The following is a 14,542-nucleotide window of genomic DNA, read 5'->3' as shown; positions in this document are numbered from 1 at the left end:
GCCCGTGCAGAATCCACGCAATCGTCGTAGCTGGAACTCGACGAAGGCTTATACGAGTTCGAAATTATGAATAGAATGTCAGCGGTTCTTACGAAAACTGGTTACAATAATCACGAGCAGGCCTGTTAGACCTGCTGTTTCGTCAAACACCGTTAACCCTGGGGAGGGGGATAATGCGTGCCTGGAACTGTGTTACCTGGGGTGGACCAAGCCACCTGAAACTGGGCACTACGCCCGAGCCCGAATGTGGCCCCGATGAAGTTGAAATCACGGTTAAAGCCTGCGGGATAAATTTTGCGGACCTGTTACTGATCTCCGGTCAATTCCAGGTGCGTCCTGAACTCCCTTTTGTCCCCGGCATGGAAGTCGCCGGAAGAATCACCCGGCTCGGCGCGGGCTGTGAAGCGTTTAGTCTGGGCCAAAAGGCCGCTGCCTACGTGAAACATGGTGGCTACGCCGAGAAAGTGGTAGCGCCGATAGCGCAGGTGGCTGCCATACCTGAATCGATTCCCCTAGAGGTTGCCGCCGCTTTTCCGGTTTCCTATGGTTCGGCGGAACTGGCGCTGGATCGAGCGGGGCTGAGCGCAAATGAAGTCATCGTGATTGGTGGTGCCGCAGGCGCTGTCGGGACGGCCTGCATCGAGCTGGCAAAACAGCGTGGTGCGGTTGTCATCGCCTGTGTTGGAGATGATGCAAAGGAAAAAATTGCGCGTGCCTGTGGTGCCGATCAAATTATTTCTTCCCGTTCCAGGCGCCTCTACGAAGATTTAAGAGAAATTGCGCCCGATGGCGTTGACGTGATTATCGATCCCGTTGGCGGAATCTTTTTTGAAGAAACGCTGCGCGCGCTTGGCTACGGGGGTCGGGTTGTTTCGCTGGGATTTGCATCGGGTAAAATACCCAGCATCCGCGTGAACCACTTTCTGGTCAGGCATCAAAGCCTGGTCGGCTCCTCCTTCGGGCTCACCTGCGTCAAAGACCCCGTTCGGATATCCGCTAAGTGGTCACAACTGTCTGCCATGCTCGAAGCGGAGCAGATCAAGCCAAGAATCAGTCAAACTAGGCCGTTTGCCGAGCTCCCGAAAGCCCTGCAGATGCTCAAAGACCGCAAGGTTGCAGGGCGCATTATTTTAAGCTGAGGCCGGGATTTTAATTGACCGGAATATAAAGCGCCGTGGTGAACTGGTTGGCGTCGGTTATATTTGTTACGTCGTCGAGATAGATTTCGAGCGCGTCTCTAGAATTATCAAGCTTTATCTTATGCATGCGGCAGTGACTGTGCAGCGCGTACCACCCGAGCGGCAAGTACCTGAGGTCACCGTGCAGCGACATTTTATAATAGTGCCCGCCCTTGAATTCGTGCCGCTTGTAGTTCGACAGGGGCGTACTGTTGCCGACCGGAACGGCTATTTCGGCCTGGTAACTGGATGCCAGTGGATCCAATTGATTATAAATCGTCAATGCTAGCCCAACTTGATTGAGCCCCGTGTCCTGAAGCGTTTCTATACTCGAGCGGCGCGCTGCCTCAAGTTGACGCAGATTTCCATTGAACGGAATCGCCCAGTAATTGAACGCTTCCAGGTCCTCGAAACCGATAAATTCAATCTCGGGGTGTGGCATTTCGGCATTCAGGTATCCGCCGAGCATCGCCAGCCCGAGATCATAATCACGCTCGATCATGGGTGTCATTTTTTTGGTCATGAAGCGGAACAGGAACGGCAACCGTCCGGCCATCTCCCAGCTGACCAGGGTATTTCCATTCCTCGCTTCAAACGCCCAGTTGACCTGGTTTGTCGACTTGAAGGGGCGTAAAAACTCAATTTGCTGTTTAATGCTAACGCCGGGATTTATTTCGATGTGGGTCAGTTTACCCGCGCCGACTACCTTGCCATCCCAGCTGTAATGGCCGTTCTCTGACTGAAAATTTTCGCTGTAAACGATTTTAGTCTCGGGCTCGTGTATCAACCAGGGGCTCCATTCCGGCCAGGATTTGAGATCCAGGATCGTGGCAAAAACCGAATCCAGAGGTGCCTCGATCTCGAGGCTCCGCTTGATGTTAAACTTACCCTCCAGGGTGGCCAGGTAGGCTATTCCAGCCAGCAGGATGGCAACGACGATGCCAATGACTATCCACATGTATCGACTCCGGTAGCAGCGCTTTGTTGCTTGCATTGTGAACGGATCAGCCACAGGAACAGCGCTGCAGAGATTCCGGCGGAACTGAAAATCATGCACATGACGATAATCTGGTAACGCGCCGCGATCAGCGGCGAGGTACCGGCCAGGATCTGGCCGGTCATCATACCGGGCAGCGATACCAGCCCGACCGCGAGCAGCGAATTCGTGATCGGAATTAGCGCCGCCTGGAATGCCGTGCTGCGGGCCCGCGCATAGTCATTATGATGACCCAGCTCGCTGTAAAGGCGTTCACCGGCGAGGCTGACGCTGTTCATGGAATTGGAGAAAATCATTCCGGCAAGCGGGATCAATATGGCCGGCTGATACCAGGGCTCGGCGTGTAGAACGCCCTGGCTAATCAGTACGAGGTTAAAGATGCCGCCCACGGCGATCGCCGTCAGGCTACACCCGAGTAGTGTCGAGCGCTTAACCGGTAGTGCCCCCAGTGCGATCCAGCTTGCCGCGAGTAGCATGAAGCTCAATACAGCGATGATGATCCATTGATTATTGGCGTGGAAGATAAACTCCAGTGTGTAACCAATCAGCATGAGCTGCAGCAGCATACGCAGGATCGCCACGGCTGCGTTTTTAATACTGGTTGACCAGTAAAAAATAATGAGCAGGGTAACGACCACCGGGATGAATGCGATCGCTATATCGGCCGGTGTTATTGCATACACTAGTGGTAATCTTCCCAGTACTGGTTGCTATCCGGTTGCATTAATTCCTCGATCTCACTGTCATCCCGTTGAAACTGGGTCACGTCGATCTGCATATTATCGCGTGCATTGTCTTCAAGGAAACAGAAGATGGTGTTGCGCAAAGTCACAAGCAGCGAATTATCCATTTCAAAATCAAGTTCAGCGAGGAGGTCGATCACAATTTCAAAACTCAGTTTGTCGAGTGAATAAATAATGTGAGCGCCATGGTCACCGACCGGAGAGGCCAGCAGGATACCATCGATATCAACTAGTACTTCGCATGCGGCGTGGGCCTGACAGGCTGGATCGTCGCTCTGCTTGAGGTAAATGCGGCGACATCGATAGCGGTCCGCGTCTTCCATGCCGAAAGACTACGCCCCGGAATTTGGATTATCAACCCGTTTGGCAATACTGGTGCGCGGTAAGTTATTGTAATCGGTAACACAGCGAATTTCGCCAAAGCCATGGGTTGTCAGCAACCCGGCGACGCTGACCTGCTGGTCGTAGCCGTGCTCCAGTATCAGATAACCGCCAACAGCCATATGTTCTTTTGCCTGGCTGACGATTTGTTGCAAGGCCTCGAGGCCGGTGTCACCAGGCGTTAACGCGAGCTCAGGTTCCGCGGGCAGGTCACCCTGTCGCAAAAAAGGGTGGTTTGCCGCGATATAGGGTGGATTGGATACAATAAGGTCGAATACCAGCCCGGTCGGCAGTTGTCGGTACCAGTCTGACTCGATGAACTCGATATCGACTTCATGACGAGCAGCATTAACGTGCGCCAGCGCCAGGCAGGCGGGATCGACGTCGGTGGCGTAAATCCGGGCCAGGGGGCGTTGTTTTTTCAGCGTTATGGCGATAATTCCGCTACCGGTACCCAGGTCGCAAATACGACAGGGATGCTCGATGGGAATCTGCTCCAGCGCGAGCTCTACCAGTAACTCGGTCTCCGGCCTGGGTACCAGCGCGGCAGGGCTTGCAGAGAACTCCAGCGAGTAAAACTCGCGGCTACCGAGCAGGTAAGCAATCGGTGTGGGCTCGAGTCGTTTTCGAACCAGTTCCTGGTACTGTTGCCAGCTGGATTCGCTTAGTTCCTGATCCGGTCGACTATAGAGATAACTACGTGGTTTATCGAGGCAAAAGGCCAGTAAAAGCTCGGCATCGAGGCGGGCAGTCTCACTGCAGGTGGCAATGCAGCTCCTGGCCCATGCGAGGGCGGAGTCGATTTGTTCACTCATGTAAATAGAACTTGTTCACTATGGAAATTCTGTAAATCATCTATAAGTTGTTTGTGGACATCAATACCTCCTCCCCCGATCTATTGATGATATCACGTGGCCAGGGACGGCCTTTTTTTTCTGACGCCTTCAGTGTCGCGATAGCGGCGTTAAAAATTTCCCCAAAACGCTCGCATACTTTAGTGTATTGCTCGCGCTATTGGGGAAATTTTTGCCTTGCTCTCACGACACTGAAGGCGTCAGAAACGTTCGCTCTCCGGAGTTAGTCCAAGGATCGCAGTCTCTCCTTAAACTGTTGGAAAACACTTACTAATATATTGCTCGCGCTATTGCGGAATTTTTGCCTTGCTCTCATGGTGCTGAGGAGATCAAAAACATTCAGATTCCGAGTAATTGTCGCGATTTCAAATAATTTCGATAAGGGAAAAAAAGGGTTAGTTGAGGCCGCGGTCCTCGGCGCTGAGGCTGGCGAGTTGCTCGGCCTGGTACTCGTGCATTAGCGGGTCGACCACCTGCCCCAGGCTGCCCTGCATGATTTCGTCGAGTTTATAGAGCGTAAGGTTAATACGATGATCGGTTAACCTGCCCTGCGGAAAATTATAGGTACGAATGCGTTCCGAGCGATCGCCGCCGCCGACAAGTGACTTGCGTTCGGCGGCTTGCTCGGCTTCCTGCTTTTGTTTTTCCGTGTCATAGATACGTGCCTGTAATAGTGACATTGCCCGGGCCCTGTTTTTGTGCTGCGAACGTTCATCCTGGCATTCGACCACGGTGCCAGTCGGGATATGGGTCAGCCGTATCGCCGAGTCGGTTTTATTAACATGCTGGCCGCCGGCACCCGAGGCGCGGAAGGTATCGATACGCAAATCGGCCGGGTTTATCTCGATCATTTGCACCTCTTCGCTTTCCGGAATAATCGCGACGGTCGCGGCCGAGGTATGCACGCGTCCCTGCGACTCGGTCTCCGGCACGCGCTGCACGCGGTGTGCGCCGGACTCGAACTTCAGGTGCGAGTAAGCGCCATTACCAATAATGCGCGCAATAATTTCCTTGTAGCCGCCGTGCTCTCCTTCGTTGCTGTTGAGTATTTCCAGCAGCCAGTGCTGCGATTCGGCGTAGCGGCTGTACATGCGAAACAAATCACCCGCGAATATGGCGGCCTCGTCACCACCGGTGCCGGCTCGGATCTCTAGAAAGACATTAGCGCTGTCATTGGGATCCCGCGGCAATAACAGCTTCTGTAATTCAATCTCTAGCTGCTCGATTTGCCCGGTGTTTTCGGCAATTTCTTCTTCGGCAAGCTCCCTGATCTCGGCGTCCTCTTCGCTCAACATCTCGCGTGCCGAATCAAGCGCCGCCTGGGCCTGCTGAAAGCGGTTGAAATTCTTGACGACGTCTTCCAGTTGCGCATATTCCATTGACAGGTTTCGAAACCTGTCCTGGTCGTTGATAACCTCGATGTCAGACAGCAGTCCGGCGATCTCTTCGTGCCGGGCACACAGTGCTTCCAGTTTGTTGAGCAACGATTCTTTCATAGTCTCAATTCGAGTCGGGCTTAATCAACGATTTGAGTAACCGGATGCGTTCTTCATCATCGTTTTGCAATGCCTTGCGCATTTCGAGCGTGGGCCGGTGCATCAGCTTGTTGGTGATATCGTTGGCAAGCCGCTGGATGGCCTCTTCTGGATCGGATGCCTGCTTTAGTTGCAGCAGGGCTTTTTCGATTGCCTGTTGTTTTATCAGGTCGGCGCTATCGCGCAATTGCCTGATATGGTCGGCCGACTGGTGGGTTTTGAGCCACTGGTCGAACATCGTCACTTCGAGGTTGATTATTTCCAGTGCTGCTTCGGCGGCAAGTTCGCGGCCGCGTAAATTTTCGTCGACGACGGTTTTTAAATCATCGACGGTATACAGGTAAATATCCTGCAGTGAACCGACCTCAGGCTCGATATCGCGTGGGACCGCCAGGTCGACCATGAAGATGGGTCGGTGCTTGCGGCGTTTCAAAGCGGATTCGGTTGCGCCCTTGCCAAGAATCGGCAATTGACTCGCGGTGGAAGAGATAACGATATCGGCATGTGCCAGTTGTTCGGGAACTGCGTTGATCTGCACTGCGTCCGCGCCGATTTGATCGGCGAGCAGGCTTGCGCGCTCGATACTGCGATTTGCAATCGTCATTGACCCGATCTGCTGACTCTTTAGATGACGGGAAACCAGTTCTATGGTTTCGCCCGCACCGATCAGCAGGGCGTGTAATTCATCGAGCTTGCCGAAAATCTGCTTCGACAGGCTTACCGCGGCAAATGCGACGGAAACCGGGTTGGACCCGATTTCGGTGTCAGTTCGTACTCGCTTGGCGACACTAAACGAATGCTGGAACAGTCGATCCAGGATCGAGTTCACCGTGTTGCCGCCTCGCGCCTGTTCGTACGACTCTTTCAGCTGTCCGAGGATCTGGGGTTCGCCAAGCACCATTGAGTCAAGTCCCGAGGCAACGCGAAACAGGTGGCGCGCAACCTCTTCATCGCAATGTTGATAGATATACGGGCTAAGACCCAGTTCGTTGAGGCCGTGATGAGCGGTCAGCCAATGCACTATGGTATCGCTGCAATCCGAAGAGGTGTCGCAATATATCTCGGTGCGGTTACAGGTCGATACGATGACGGATTCGTTCACCGCGGGAATGTCCTGAAGCTGATGCAATGCCTGGCGCATTTGCTCTGGGGCAAATGCAACTTTTTCTCGAATATCAACCGGAGCGGTTAAATGATTGATGCCAAGGGAAAGTAAGGCCATGTTCAGGGAAGTTTCGTGCCAACAGGAGATTTTCGGGCATAAGTCTTTTAAATACAACATCCTTGGAACAAATCAGGGTAAATACAATCCTACAGTGAAATGCTACACTCATTATTTGAGGATTTTTCGGAAATTACATTGTATTTCATCAAGTTTAACAATCGCTCCGTCCTTATATTAGGAAGCCTGTTGCTTACTGCTTGTGCCGGTTTACCGCAGATATCATCGCAGGCCTCGGCCCCGCTCGAGTCCCATGCAGTGCAGATTAATTCACCGGGGACGGAGCAGGATTCGGTTGCAGACGCTTCGTACGCATTGATGGTGGCCGAAATAGCCTTGAACATGGGCGATACGGCGCTTGCAGTTAAGCATTATCTGGAGCTTGCGAAATCGCAGGATAATCCGGATATCGCAGAGCGTGCGGTGCGCGTTGCGGTGTACGGGCAAGATCTTGAAGCTGCAATCGAGGCGGCCCACCGCTGGATCGAACTCGATCCGAAGCGGATTGAGGCGCGCCAGGTTATTGCCGCGATTTATATCCGACAGGACAAGATCCCCGAGGCATTCAACTATGTTAACGACTTGATCCAGACCAGCGAGCTGGAAGATGAACAGTTGTTTCCACCCCTGCTTGGCATCCTGGCCCGCGAAAAAAATGCCAATACGGTGCTCGCCGTGACCCAGCGCCTCGCTCAGGAAAATCCATCCCGTGCCTATGCGCAGTATTTGCATGGCATGTTGTCCGCGCAAAATGGTCGCCCAGAAGAGGCGTTAAAGTACCTCGATCGTTCAATTGCACTGGCCGATATAGAAGGTGTGCATTCCGCGCGTGCCAGGGTTTTACTCAGGCTGGGAAAATCCGATGAAGCGGTGGTAAGTCTTGAAAAGGCCGTCCAGGAGAATCCGGATGACCAGAACTTGCGGCTCACCTACGCGCGCTTGCTGGTCGACGTCAAGGAATATGAAAAAGCCCGCATAGAATTTGAAAAACTTCACCGGGCTTCACCGGAAGATGCGGAGTTGTTGTTTACGCTCGGCTTGCTGTCGCTCGAGTCCCAGCGCCTGGACGATGCCGAGAAATACATGATGATGCTGGTCAGGTTAAATCAGCGCGAGGGCGAGGCGCAATATTATCTCGGGCGCATTTACGAAAATCGAAAACAATACGAAACTGCGATCGAGTGGTACGAGCAGGTGCATGTTGGCGAGTATAAATTCGATGCGCGGTTGCGCATTGCGGATATGCTCGGTATATCGGGACGCATTGAAGAAGCCATCGATCACCTGGACGCGATGTTGAAGGGCAGCCAGTCAGATGGATCGCTGGTACGCATTTATATCAGCAAGGGAGAGCTGTTGCGTAGTGTACGGCGTTTCGAGGAGGCGATGGCCGTTTTCAATACAGCCCTTGATATCGTACCCGGTAACAGCGATTTACTGTATTCGCGTGCACTGGTCGCCGAAAAGCTGGGGCGTATCGACCAGCTGGAAGCAGACATATCGACTATTCTTAAAACCGAGCCGGATAACGCGCATGCGCTTAACGCCCTGGGTTTCACATTGGCGGATCAGACCGACCGTTACGAAGAAGCCTATGTTTATATCAAGCGCGCCATTGAAATTATGCCTGACGATGCCGCAATCATCGATAGCTGGGGGTGGGTGCACTATCGTCTGGGCGAGTATGACAAGGCCATCAGCCTGTTGCGCAAAGCGCTCTCCTTTTTTAATGATGCGGAAATTGCCGCTCATCTCGGAGAGGTACTCTGGGTAAGTGGCAATCAGGAAGAAGCGACCAGCATCTGGAAAGAAGCGCTCGATAAATCCCCTGATGATCCAATGCTGCTGGAAGTCATGCAGCGTTTTATCCCCTGATTAACGTTTACAGCTTGTTGCGATCCCTCTTTTTCGCTTTTGCCGTTTCGGTTATCGCTGGTTGTAGTCAATTTGCCAGCCTGTCGGACAGGCAGGGGGCACAGGAGCTCTGGACAAGCCAGCAACAGGCGTTAGCGAGCTATAACAGCTGGGATTTGCATTCACGCGCCGTTATCAAGCTCGAAACCGGGGCTTACAACATCGGTATACGTTGGCAACGAGACGTGGGGAACTTTGAAATGCTACTCGAGGCACCATTCGGTCAGGGCGTATTTCGCATCGAATCCGGCGTGGATGATGTCTACCGATTGCGCCTGCCCGACGGGCAGGTATTCGAGAATCATACCGCGGAGGCACTGCTCGAGGATGTCATCGGCTGGTCGCTTCCGATCAGCGGACTGGAGTACTGGATTCGGGGAATGCCACGACCCGGGAACCGTTATTCACATCGGGTGAGCACAGATGGCCGTACCCGATCCATCATCCAGGACCGATGGACGATCAGCTACCTCGATTATTTCGACGAGCCGCAATACCCGCGTTTACCGCGCAAGGTCGAACTGGTGAGCGACACGATAACGGTCAAGCTTGTCGTCGAACGCTGGCAGTCCTCTACAGAGGATGTTACCCCGTCAGATCTTTTTCCCGAATTTAACTGACATGACCGAGCTTCTGTCACTACGCTCACCCGCAAAGCTTAACCTCATGTTGAATATCACCGGACGTCGAGAGGATGGCTATCATCTGCTCGAAACCGTGTTCCAGTTCATCGACTTTTGCGATCATCTCAGCTTCGTCGTAACTGACAGCTCCGATGTGCTGCGCGTGACAGGGAACTCACCGGTAGCGGCCTCGGAGGATATCCTGTTGCGCGCCGCGGGATTATTACAAACCCGGTTCAATGTAGGTAAAGGGATCAGCATCAACATTGACAAGCGCATACCCATCGGCGGTGGGCTGGGGGGCGGCAGTTCGAACGCGGCCACCTGCCTGCTGGCCCTGAACCGACTCTGGGAGCTCGATCTATCGCTACAGCAGCTGGCCGAAATCGGCCTCGAGCTGGGTGCCGACGTGCCGGTTTTCATATACGGTCGAGCTGCCTGGGCTACCGGCATCGGAGAGGTACTGGAAACTATCGATTTGACAGAACCGATTTATGTCGTGATTGATCCTAAAATCGAGGTTTCCAGCGCCAATATATTTGGCGCACAAGAATTGACACGCAACAACGATCCGCTCACAATACGCGCCTTTCTGCGCGGCTCGGGCAGTAATGTATGCGAACCGGTGGTGCGAAAACTGTACCCCGGGGTAGGTGAGGCGATTGACTGGTTGAGTCAGTATGCAACCCCCAAAATGTCGGGCACCGGCGCAAGTGTGTACGCCGCATTCGATAGCCATGAGCAGGCAGAAACGGTAAAATCGAGGGTTCCGAAGCAGTGGATTGCGCACATTGCAAAGGCAATGAATCGTAACCCGGTACACCAGCAGTTGGGATTGCTGGACAATTGAGAATTATTGGGCCGTCGCCAAGTGGTAAGGCACCAGGTTTTGATCCTGGCATTCGTTGGTTCGAATCCAGCCGGCCCAGCCAATTTTCGTGGACGAAGGCCGAGATAGTGCAGCGCGTACCATCCGGCCGGATGAGAAATCTGGTCCAGGGTTTTATTGCAAACGAGAGAGTCCGATGGTTGGCAACGTAGCCACGAACGACTTGATGGTTTTTACCGGGAACGCCAATCCGGAATTGGCACGAACGATCGTTCGTTACCTGGACATCCCCCTCGGCATCGCATCGGTGGGTGAGTTCAGCGATGGCGAAATTTCGGTAGAGATCGGCGAAAACGTGCGTGGCAAGGATGTGTTTATCATCCAGCCGACCTGTGTCCCCACCAACGATAACCTGATGGAGTTGCTGGTGATGATCGACGCGATCAACCGTGCGTCATCGGATCGGGTGACCGCGGTTATTCCCTACTACGGGTATGCCCGCCAGGATCGACGGGTGCGTTCGCAGCGGGTGCCGATCACGGCCAAGGTGGTGGCAAACATGCTGACCAGTGTCGGTGTGGACAGGGTGTTAACGATTGACTTGCACGCTGATCAGATCCAGGGATTTTTCGAATGCCCCGTGGATAACGTTTACGCGTCGCCGATTTTAATGGGTGATATCTGGAAACAGAAATACCCGAACATGATCGTGGTGTCGCCTGATGTCGGGGGCGTGGTGCGAGCCAGGGCAATAGCGAAACAGCTGGATGAGGCTGATCTCGCAATTATCGACAAACGTCGCCCGCAGCCGAATATGGCCAAGGTGATGAATATTATCGGTGAGGTGAAAGGCAAGACCTGTATTATTGTCGATGATATGGTCGACACCGCCGGTACCTTGTGCCAGGCCGCGGAGGCACTCAAGGACGAGGGCGCAAAAGGGGTATTCGCCTACTGTACTCATGCGGTGTTATCGGGCAAGGCGATCGAAAACCTGGAAAATTCAGCCATGGATGAATTGGTGGTAACCGATACCATACCGCTCTCGGAAGAGGCCGCGGCGTGTACCCGGATCCGCCAGGTGTCGGTGGCGGGACTGCTGGCGGAAACAATTCGTCGCGTCCACGCTGAAGAATCGGTCAGTTCGTTGTATATGGACTGAAGATAGCCGCCCAGGCGGCTTAAATATAACCCTGTCTGGTCGCAAGACAGGCCTCCGTCGAGAGACGGTTTTTTATTTTTGGAGTATAGCAATGTCAGACACAATTCATCTGAATGCTGAACCGCGCTCTGACTCGGGGAAAGGTGCGAGCCGCCGCCTGAGACACCAGGGTATGGTCCCAGCAATCGTATATGGCGGTGATAGCGATCCGGTTAAGATCTGTATCCCGCACAACAAGATCTTTCATGAGCTCGAGCATGAAACGATTTACACCCAGGTTATCGAACTGCAGGTCGGTGACCTGACTGAAGAGGTCATACTGCGCGATCTGCAGCGTCATCCTTACAAGAACAAGGTGATGCATGCCGATTTTTTTCGCATCGACAAGAACAAGCCGATCAAGATCGTGGTTCCGATTCACGTTTTGAATTCTGAAGACTGCGCGGGTGTGAAAACGGATGGCGGTATGATCACGCAAACAGTGACGGAAATAGAAATCATCGCATTGCCGAAAGATCTGCCTGAGTATCTCGAGATCGATGTCAAAAATCTGCATCTTGGCGATTCCTTGCACCTGTCAGATATAAAGATGCCCGAAGGCGTCGAGCTTACGGCCATGATGAATGTCGAGGAAACCGAACATGATGTCCATGATCTTGGCGTCGTCTCGGTGGTCAAGACACGTGAGGAAGTGATCGAAGAGGAAGAACCTGAATTAGCCGAGGGCGAAGAAGGCGAAGTAGCAGAAGGCGAAGTAGCTGAAGGTGAGACCGGTACGTCTGAAGGCGAAGCCAGCGACGAGGGGTAACCCGCGGCATGGCTGCGCTAACTGCAGAAATCCGTTTAATTGTCGGCCTCGGTAACCCCGGGGCCGATTACGTTGATACGCGCCACAACGCCGGGTTCTGGTTGATCGATCTGCTGGCGTCGGACCTGGGATTGAGTTTCAGGTTTGACAAGCGATACAACGCGGAAGTGTGCAAGTTCAGGGCCGATGGCAAGGATGTCTATCTGCTCAAACCGCAGGCCTTCATGAACCGCAGCGGCCAGGCGGTAGCCTCGCTGGCGCGTTACTACAAGATAACGCCCGAGCAAACCCTGGTATACCACGATGAGCTTGATTTGCCCCCGGGCACCAACCGTATCAAGCAGGCCGGTGGTCATGGTGGGCACAACGGGTTGCGGGACATCGTCAGCCACCTCGGTAGCCGCGAGTTTTTCCGCGTTCGGATTGGTATCGGGCATCCGGGTGACAGCAGCCAGGTCATTAACTACGTGCTGCACAAACCATCGGCGGCGGATATGAATGCGATCGAGGCAGCCAACCGGGACACGCTCGCGGTAATGCCGTTGGTTATCGAAGGTCGCATCGACAAGGCGATGCAGGCCCTGCATACCTGATAGGACTCTAGCATGGGATTCAAATGTGGCATCGTCGGACTGCCCAATGTCGGTAAATCAACCCTGTTCAACTCGTTAACACGGGCTGGTATTGCTGCGGAAAACTACGCATTCTGCACGATCGATCCCAACGTGGGGGTGGTCGAGGTCCCCGAACCGCGATTGCAGCAGCTTGCCGACATCGTCCAGCCCAAAAAAGTCATCCCGACAACGATGGAGTTTGTCGATATTGCCGGGCTGGTTGCCGGTGCGTCGAAAGGCGAAGGCCTCGGAAACCAGTTTCTCGGGCATATCCGCGAAACCGATGCGATTGCACAGGTGGTGCGCTGCTTCGAAGATGAAGATGTGCTGCACGTCCGCAATACGATCGATCCACTGAACGATATCGAGACGATTAATACCGAATTGTTACTGGCCGATATGGAATCGGTCGCGCGTCAGACTGAACGCGCCGCCAAGCTGGCCAAGTCCAACGAAAAAGAAGCGAAGGCCAAATACGAATTCATGCAGGCAGTGCAGGCGCATGTCGAGGACGGCAGGCATGCGCGTAGCTTCGAGCTTCAGGATCATCAACGTGGCTGGATGAAAGATTTGCACCTGATTACCGCAAAGCCGGTACTCTACATTGCCAACGTGGCCGAGGATGGATTCCAGAATAACCCACACCTCGATGTGGTCACGGCGTATGCCGCGAAAGAGGGCACCGAAGTGGTCGCGATCTGTGCCGCAATCGAAGCCGACGTCGCTGAGCTCGACGCCGTCGAAGCGACCGAGTTTTTGCAGGAAATGGGGCTTGAAGAACCGGGCCTCGATCGTGTCATTCATGCCGGCTACCGGCTTTTAAATCTGCAGACCTTCTTCACCGCCGGTCCTCAGGAGGTGCGTGCCTGGACCGTCCGTGTTGGCGATACCGCACCCTGCGCGGCGGGTAAAATCCATACCGATTTTGAAAAGGGTTTCATTCGCGCCGAGGTGATCGGCTTTGACGATTTTATCGCCTGCAACGGCGAGCAGGGTGCTAAGGATGCGGGCAAATGGCGCCTCGAAGGCAAGGACTACGTGATGCGGGAAGCCGACGTCGTGCACTTCCGCTTTAATGTCTAGGCCGGTGCCTCGCGCTTGACAGCGCCCGGTGTACAAGCGAAAATCGCGCGCTCTCGCCGACCGGGCAAGCCGGTCATGAATAATTCCTTGGCTACGTAGCTCAGTTGGTTAGAGCACATCACTCATAATGATGGGGTCCCCTGTTCAAATCAGGGCGTAGCCACCATATTTTTCAATGACTTAGCCTTCATCAGTCTTTTCTATGTAAATACGGGGTTACGCTGGGGTTACGGTTGCTCTGAGTTTTGATTGCTTTTGAACGCGACTCTTAGCCTTAAATTGCCTTTCGAGAAGGCATTAAATCCCAATCCCCAGGCATCTTTGTCCGGTAAAACAAAAAGTCCACTTTAATCTACTTTAGATGCACCAGTATTACTCAATCCATCTGGTGTAAGTCATGTTGCTGGCCTACGCATGATCCATCTTTTGCAGTTTCAATAGTTCAATCGCAGAATTTTGATTTCCCTAAAAGCAGACGCTCGTAATTTAAGAATGGGGGTCTGCTAACGACCGAGGCTGTGTGAAAACTCCTGGCTGAAAGGTAAAATAAACCTTTCCATAGAAGGGGCGATCCATGAGCGGCTTCATCGAAGGAGAGA

Annotated in this window: 14 protein-coding genes and 2 tRNA genes; 10 read left to right on the top strand and 6 right to left on the bottom strand. The window is 53.5% G+C overall.

Translation table 11 applies throughout. The annotated features are described in order from the left end of the window. Positions 1 to 173: 173 nt before the first annotated feature. Positions 174 to 1,139, top strand: a complete 966-nt coding sequence (locus OES20_11000; protein MDH3635223.1) for an NADPH:quinone oxidoreductase family protein — start codon at positions 174 to 176, stop codon at positions 1,137 to 1,139. Between the two features lie 10 nt (positions 1,140 to 1,149). On the opposite strand, the gene OES20_10995 is transcribed toward OES20_11000, so the two are convergent. The 6 genes from OES20_10995 to hemA all read right to left on the bottom strand — a co-directional run bounded on the left by OES20_10995 (position 1,150) and on the right by hemA (position 6,910). Then, complete coding sequence (locus OES20_10995) at positions 1,150 to 2,136, bottom strand: SRPBCC family protein (protein ID MDH3635222.1); 987 nt, start codon at positions 2,134 to 2,136, stop codon at positions 1,150 to 1,152. Next, positions 2,127 to 2,858 carry an ABC transporter permease gene (locus OES20_10990; protein MDH3635221.1) on the bottom strand — a complete coding sequence of 244 codons (732 nt, stop codon included), beginning with the start codon at positions 2,856 to 2,858 and terminating at the stop codon, positions 2,127 to 2,129. Before OES20_10990 ends, OES20_10995 begins: the two co-directional genes overlap by 10 nt. Then, positions 2,858 to 3,241 (bottom strand): hypothetical protein, encoded by a 384-nt coding sequence (locus tag OES20_10985; protein ID MDH3635220.1) that lies wholly within the window; start codon positions 3,239 to 3,241, stop codon positions 2,858 to 2,860. Before OES20_10985 ends, OES20_10990 begins: the two co-directional genes overlap by 1 nt. A 9-nt stretch (positions 3,242 to 3,250) precedes the next feature. Continuing rightward, the gene (gene prmC, locus OES20_10980) at positions 3,251 to 4,114 is read right to left on the bottom strand and encodes a peptide chain release factor N(5)-glutamine methyltransferase (GenBank protein ID MDH3635219.1); all 864 of its coding nucleotides are present in this window, start codon (positions 4,112 to 4,114) and stop codon (positions 3,251 to 3,253) included. A 434-nt stretch (positions 4,115 to 4,548) separates the two neighbouring features. Further along, positions 4,549 to 5,649: a peptide chain release factor 1 gene (gene prfA, locus OES20_10975; protein MDH3635218.1), complete on the bottom strand. Its 1,101-nt coding sequence runs from the start codon at positions 5,647 to 5,649 to the stop codon at positions 4,549 to 4,551. Positions 5,650 to 5,653: 4 nt separating this feature from the next. Then, the gene (gene hemA, locus OES20_10970) at positions 5,654 to 6,910 is read right to left on the bottom strand and encodes a glutamyl-tRNA reductase (protein MDH3635217.1); all 1,257 of its coding nucleotides are present in this window, start codon (positions 6,908 to 6,910) and stop codon (positions 5,654 to 5,656) included. Between the two features lie 189 nt (positions 6,911 to 7,099). On the opposite strand from hemA, the gene OES20_10965 reads away from it, so the two are divergent. From OES20_10965 to OES20_10925, 9 genes are all read left to right on the top strand, one after another. Then, positions 7,100 to 8,785, top strand: coding sequence for a tetratricopeptide repeat protein (locus tag OES20_10965; GenBank protein MDH3635216.1), 1,686 nt, complete (start codon positions 7,100 to 7,102; stop codon positions 8,783 to 8,785). Between the two features lie 14 nt (positions 8,786 to 8,799). Further along, complete coding sequence (gene lolB, locus OES20_10960; GenBank protein MDH3635215.1) at positions 8,800 to 9,444, top strand: lipoprotein insertase outer membrane protein LolB; 645 nt, start codon at positions 8,800 to 8,802, stop codon at positions 9,442 to 9,444. A 1-nt stretch (position 9,445) separates the two neighbouring features. Next, positions 9,446 to 10,297: a 4-(cytidine 5'-diphospho)-2-C-methyl-D-erythritol kinase gene (gene ispE, locus OES20_10955; GenBank protein ID MDH3635214.1), complete on the top strand. Its 852-nt coding sequence runs from the start codon at positions 9,446 to 9,448 to the stop codon at positions 10,295 to 10,297. A gap of 7 nt (positions 10,298 to 10,304) precedes the next feature. Then, positions 10,305 to 10,379: transfer RNA gene (locus OES20_10950), tRNA-Gln, on the top strand. Positions 10,380 to 10,472: 93 nt separating this feature from the next. Beyond that, positions 10,473 to 11,438, top strand: a complete 966-nt coding sequence (locus tag OES20_10945; GenBank protein MDH3635213.1) for a ribose-phosphate diphosphokinase — start codon at positions 10,473 to 10,475, stop codon at positions 11,436 to 11,438. Positions 11,439 to 11,529: 91 nt separating this feature from the next. Further along, the gene (locus OES20_10940) at positions 11,530 to 12,246 is read left to right on the top strand and encodes a 50S ribosomal protein L25/general stress protein Ctc (GenBank protein ID MDH3635212.1); all 717 of its coding nucleotides are present in this window, start codon (positions 11,530 to 11,532) and stop codon (positions 12,244 to 12,246) included. Between the two features lie 8 nt (positions 12,247 to 12,254). After that, a complete protein-coding gene (pth, locus tag OES20_10935; GenBank protein MDH3635211.1) occupies positions 12,255 to 12,839 on the top strand; it encodes an aminoacyl-tRNA hydrolase in 585 nt (194 codons plus the stop codon). A 12-nt stretch (positions 12,840 to 12,851) separates the two neighbouring features. Further along, complete coding sequence (gene ychF / locus OES20_10930) at positions 12,852 to 13,943, top strand: redox-regulated ATPase YchF (GenBank protein ID MDH3635210.1); 1,092 nt, start codon at positions 12,852 to 12,854, stop codon at positions 13,941 to 13,943. A gap of 89 nt (positions 13,944 to 14,032) precedes the next feature. Further along, positions 14,033 to 14,109 (top strand) — tRNA-Met (locus OES20_10925). The last annotated feature ends 433 nt before the right edge of the window (positions 14,110 to 14,542 follow it).

This window comes from Gammaproteobacteria bacterium (genome assembly GCA_029862005.1).
Classification (GTDB): domain Bacteria; phylum Pseudomonadota; class Gammaproteobacteria.
This window is presented reverse-complemented; position numbering and strand designations above follow the sequence as displayed.